Annotated in this window: 5 protein-coding genes; 3 read left to right on the plus strand and 2 right to left on the minus strand. The window is 35.4% G+C overall.

What is annotated here, in order from left to right; all coding sequences use genetic code 11:
• Positions 1 to 36: 36 nt before the first annotated feature.
• Positions 37 to 915 (minus strand): S1 family peptidase, encoded by an 879-nt coding sequence (locus F975_RS14985; protein WP_004755015.1) that lies wholly within the window; start codon positions 913 to 915, stop codon positions 37 to 39.
• Positions 916 to 1216: 301 nt separating this feature from the next.
• Here F975_RS14985 and F975_RS14990 point away from each other — a divergent pair, with 301 nt between their 5' ends.
• The 3 genes from F975_RS14990 to F975_RS15000 all read left to right on the plus strand — a co-directional run bounded on the left by F975_RS14990 (position 1217) and on the right by F975_RS15000 (position 2735).
• On the plus strand, positions 1217 to 1501 hold the full coding sequence (locus F975_RS14990) for a hypothetical protein (RefSeq protein WP_228127443.1): 285 nt from the start codon (positions 1217 to 1219) through the stop codon (positions 1499 to 1501).
• Between the two features lie 489 nt (positions 1502 to 1990).
• Positions 1991 to 2257 carry a type II toxin-antitoxin system TacA family antitoxin gene (locus tag F975_RS14995; protein WP_004755018.1) on the plus strand — a complete coding sequence of 89 codons (267 nt, stop codon included), beginning with the start codon at positions 1991 to 1993 and terminating at the stop codon, positions 2255 to 2257.
• Entirely contained in the window at positions 2247 to 2735 is a 489-nt protein-coding gene (locus tag F975_RS15000) for a GNAT family N-acetyltransferase (protein ID WP_004755020.1), read from the plus strand. Before F975_RS14995 ends, F975_RS15000 begins: the two co-directional genes overlap by 11 nt.
• A 9-nt stretch (positions 2736 to 2744) precedes the next feature.
• Here the strand turns inward: F975_RS15000 and F975_RS16200 are convergent, their stop codons facing one another.
• Entirely contained in the window at positions 2745 to 2960 is a 216-nt protein-coding gene (locus F975_RS16200) for a TA system antitoxin ParD family protein (RefSeq protein ID WP_034426436.1), read from the minus strand.
• Positions 2961 to 5379: the final 2419 nt, after the last annotated feature.

Genomic DNA, 5379 nt, shown 5'->3' on the forward strand with positions numbered 1-5379 from the left:
TGCATTTCGTATAACGACCATTATGTTAAATAGATGCTATTCTACTTCAACATCTTTTTCTATAAGGAGTTCTTTCTCTCTAGCTTTTTTCTTTCTTTCCTCATAGTCATTGACTGCTAGGTCGTATAATTCTCCAAATATAGATACATGCCAGACCTTTCCAAGATCAGATTCATTATTTACTCTTCCACAATAAATACCTAAAAATTTCCAAACACTGGAATTTCCTCCTATAGTTTGTGAAATTTTTCCACTTTCTAAGTCAATTGTTCTATACGTACCTTTCCGAAAGGCTACTACTGGGGAGCCAGATTGTCCTTGCCGTGTTCTACAGTCAATTAAGAAAAGAGGATTATCTTTATTAATTAATCTTAGCTCTTGTGCTAAAAAGCCTGTAGACCATATTGGAAATTTTCCATAGCTAGTTAAACCAAAAGGAAAGCCAATTACACTTACAGTTTCAGATGGGGAAATGTCTAATGGTGCATCGTCTAGGTCTAAATCAAGATAATAAGGAAGATTTTGTACATCAGAGCCCCATTCTAAGTTTAATGCTACTACATCTACCTCACTACTTAACGTGGGATGTTCATACCAATATTTAGTACCATCATCTCTATAAAGTGGTAATTTTATAGGAAGCCATTCTCCAATAGCGTTATCTAGATTCTTATGAAAATGAATCATTATGTGAGTAGGTTCAGCTAAAGTGGGGCTGATATGTTTCCCATTTATAGGATTTTTGCCAGTAACGTTATGTTTATTTGTAAAAAATACGCAACGTTTTTCCTTATCTCTGGCAACAAGAAATCCTGTTCCATTAGCTAAAATGGTTCCCTCGAAATACATTTCTATGTATATGCTTTTTGTAGAAAGAATTTCTAATGGAAATAGAGGATCATCAAACTTAAACATTATTTATCCATTTTTAATTAAATTTTGATTCTATTGTAGTCAATATAAGTTTTACTATTCATCATGAAGTTCTTTTAAAATTAACATAATACCGCTTATGCGAAATGAAAAAAGCCCCAAATCCTGTTGGGGCTTTTTCCGTATTTGCGTCTAGGGTCAACTCCTGTCATCCCTCACGATCCTGATGCGAGAACTTATTATTTTTGTTTGATGTTCCGGAACATCCTGTTCCTCGATGAGTTCAGAATAAAAAATTTAACTTGGCTTGAACATGGGACATTATCACCATTATTTGTGAGATATGGCTTACAATCAAATTGAATCACTGAAAAAAAACAGGCAACAAAATATGTGTGATCAAGATGAACGTGACATCGCGATTGCAGCAGCGCATGTGTTGCGTGACTGCTTTATTACAACAGCAAAAACACAGACTGTTTTGTATGTTGAAAATGATAAATTAATGAGCAAATCTCCAAATGAAGATCCAGTTTTTATAAAAAAAATTAGAGGACGTAACCCTGATATCGCTAGAAAATTTAGCAGTAAAAAAACGTTTAAACTCAAAAAACGCTGCATTGAATGAAAGTTAAATTACATCTATTTCATGAAATTCATTAAGTTTTTAATAAAATAATCAATAACTTAATTTAAAGGTAGCTATGATGTGTGTCGAGAATTTTCTATCTTTTAAAATTATTATAAGTATTTGATTTAATTTATTATTTAATAAAAACACTTAAAGTAAAATAAAAGTGCTTAAAAGTTTAAGTTATTGAAAATAATATAATTTTTTAGGACACACATCATAGCTACCTTTCTCCGTCAAATTTGAATGCACTCGTATTACTTTATTTGACATCTTGCAGACTCTGTAAAATTTCGTTGATATCGTTGTTGCGTATTCTTATGTAGATCTACCACCTATTCCTATTCAAACTCTACCAGTCACTCCTGTTGCTAGTAGACCACTTATTTTTGAATCAAATATTTCAAAACAAAATATGAATCTTGCTGTACTACCTTAACATGGTATAATTTGTACATCATATTGATGTACTTATTGGTGAGAAATATGGCTAACTTAGCAACAGAACGAATCAATGTTCGTTCAACAATAGATGCAAAGAACGTGATTGAGCAAGCTGCGAACTTATTGGGTCTTAGTGTAAGTTCCTTTATGATCCAATCCTCATTTGAACGGGCAAAAGAATTACTTAAATCTAATCATGAGTTAAAAGTAAATAACGCTGATCGGGATATGTTAATGAATTTACTTGAAAATCCACGCCCTGCAAATGATGAGATGAAAAAATTGATGGGTTTATTAAATGAAGATTGAGGTTTTACAGACCCATCATCAAAAAAAATCTTTTAATTGTGGGCAAGACGATTTAAATAAGTTCATAAAACAATATGCATCCCAACATCAGAAATCAGGAACAAGTAAAACATATGTTGTTATTGATGACGATGCACAGGTGAGAGGATTTTATTGTTTATCAAGTACCTCTATAGGATTCGATGTAGTTGATACTGTGCTTACTAAGCGATTACCTCGTTATCCATTACCTTGTGTTGTTGTAGGTCGCTTTGCCGTTGATCAAGCAGCTCAAGGGCAAGGAATTGGAAAATTACTTTTAGCACATGCTCTTAAACAAGTTTCAAAAGTTGCTCAAATTATTGGTGTAAATTTTGTTGTAATACATGCAAAAGATCAAAAAGCGATGGAGTTTTATCAGCGTTTTGGCTTTATTTCATTAACATCAAATCCATTAACATTAATATATCCAGTTAATGAAATACCTAATTTTAATTAAATTGGTCTACTAGCAACAGGAGTGACTGGTAGATTGCGAACAAGAACAGGTGGCAGACTTATTCAGTAATTTGCAGTTGTAAGTTAAATCTGCATTTTCTTGTGCAATTTTTCCGATTCTCACCCACTTTTCGATCTTTTGCGATATGCTAAAATTTTCAGCTTTAGCGTAAACTTCAGCATCATTCACTAACTTTTGATCAAGCTTTACAACTTTTAAAGCCATAGTTTTTCAAGATCTGAACAGAAACTCACAACACAGAACAAGATTATTATTTAACCAAAAAATGTAGGTAATGGTTGAAGCATAAAAGAGACACCATGATTTACAAAAAATTTTTACCGCTTTTCTGCTCTTTTTTGGACTTTTCATCCCGAAATTGGTTGTACAGTAAATAAGAGTTCCATTGATTTGCGGCTCGAAACCATTTAATCTCAGCTTGCCAATCAAGATTTTGTAGACAAGATGTGAATAGTGTCTGTACTGCAAAATATGAAACTCTTGTCGTGAGTTTTATGTGCAAACGTCAGCCAACGTTTGCTAAAACTCGCAAAGCTGCATACGTCCGAAAGGTAGTTGGTGCGGCTATGAATGGCACTAGGCAGTGAGACTCTGCCTTTTGACCGGATCTAAAAAATATCTTTATTAAATAAGGTATTAGACAAAGTTGGGCGACATAGAAACGGGAATCTAGGTGACTAGATCAAACCCTGTCTCATGGAGAGTGTGAGTAACTTCAAGGATTGAGAGTTACGTTAACAACACCTATTTCATGCTTCAATTTTTACGAAGGGCATGATGTATGGCGCACAGGTGGGCTGCTGAGAGTATCGTGAGGTACTAGGGGGTCAGAGGAGAAATCTGGAAGACTCTGGTACTCGTTGATTGACTTAAATGACTTGTCGAGATGACGTTTTAAGTTGGTTAATGAGATCGCTGGATAGCTCAAGCCTGTAACGGTGACACGTAAAACGTTATGTCGCGAAGAAATTAAGACTGCATTGATTAAGTTCATTGCGGTCTTTTTTATTTTTTAGACACACATAACGAAGATGTTGCTTTGCGTAGATCAAGTGCTTTACCCACAGTGAAGTCGAATGATGGTTAATAATACGGGTTTTTGGAACTCTTACCGTAAAAAGCGGGAACAACTGTTATTTTACAGAGTGGATAGGCGTACTGATCGTTGATTGATATTGATTTATTTTTATCAAACAACAAAGACCATGATGACTAATATGGGAATCTCTCAGGTCGATGATTATATACGGTGGCTCCGTGATATAGACTTTTTGAAGCGAAAACCTGCCTTGAGTGGGGAATAAGTTTTGATTTATGAGAGAAGGAGAATTGTTGAGTAGATTCTGAATCAGCATTGATACAGATCCAGTCACTTCGAGCGAATAAAAACGTGAGCGGTGATGAAGCGAAAGACAATGCGAGCAATATTTAAAACCATGACAAGGGTTTTAAAAGTGAGGCGTGGCAACCTCGGTATCTATGAAATGATACAAACTTTTTTGGCGTGGAAGAAAATCATATTAATTATTTTAATGATTGGCGTGGCTGCTAATTATTTCGATATTTGATGAGTATTCAGTAAGAAACAAAAACGGTGGCTCCGTTGTTGGTTCACGCCAACCAAACACCAAGTTATTCCGATGGTACTGAACATCGTTCAAATCAGAGGAATCGCTTCTAGCCCTGCACTTTAGCAGAGATGTGATTTAACGATCCGTTGCTTTACGAGCGGCATTCAATTTTAGCAAAGACCTTAGTATTTTTAGTTAACGACGGAGCGGTCCAAATGTGACTTAGCGCAGAAGTCGTTAAAAGAAAGCACTAAATAGCGGATGAATGCTTAGCAGAGATGTAAAACAACCCGTTAAAGCACTAGCGAGCGCAGGGTATTAGAAAGTCGTAGTTATGGAACTAAAACATAACCGGAGAATGTATCAAACTTAGTAGAGAAGACAGTCGGGCATAAACTGTTGGAACGGTTTGAAAGTCGCTCCCTTTGCCAAGCAAAGAAAAGTCGCAAGTTGATAACTGTGAAAACGTACCAATGCGTTTTATTGGCGTTAGGCGGTTACGTGAAACTCCAAAAACAAGCCCTGTCCATTCAAATGGACAGGGCTTACCTATTTGCTCCTGATTTGCGATCTAAGCCATTTTTCTATAAAAACCTACCACTCTTCATAAAAACCTGAAATCAGGCTAAAAACGCAAAAATAGGCTATCTACATGCATTAACAGAGCGAGTGTCTACGAGCGAATCACTAAAATTTGCGCCTAGACTTTCTGGAAACCCGCTTTTTAAGCAAAAAAATCTAAAATAGCTTAAATCACATGCAGAAAATTGAGTCTAGACCGAGCGAAGCGAGAAAAAAGCTCATGAGCGAAGCGAATTCCGAGTTGCTTTTGCTTTTTCCAAATTCACGAAAACAGAAACCAAAAAATTGCCCCAAGAATCGAGTGAAACGAGATTCAATAGAGTTTGAGCGGAGCGAAAACATAGGGCAATTTTTAAAATGATCCTTTTTAATTATTTTTTTAAATCTTTTAAATCTTTTAGGAACCCTGTATCCCTTATGTGGTAAAGATTTCAGACTTTAACTATGAGGGATTGACTACTAACTATGAG

This window comes from Acinetobacter brisouisimilis, from assembly GCF_000368265.1.
In the GTDB taxonomy this organism is placed as follows: domain Bacteria; phylum Pseudomonadota; class Gammaproteobacteria; order Pseudomonadales; family Moraxellaceae; genus Acinetobacter.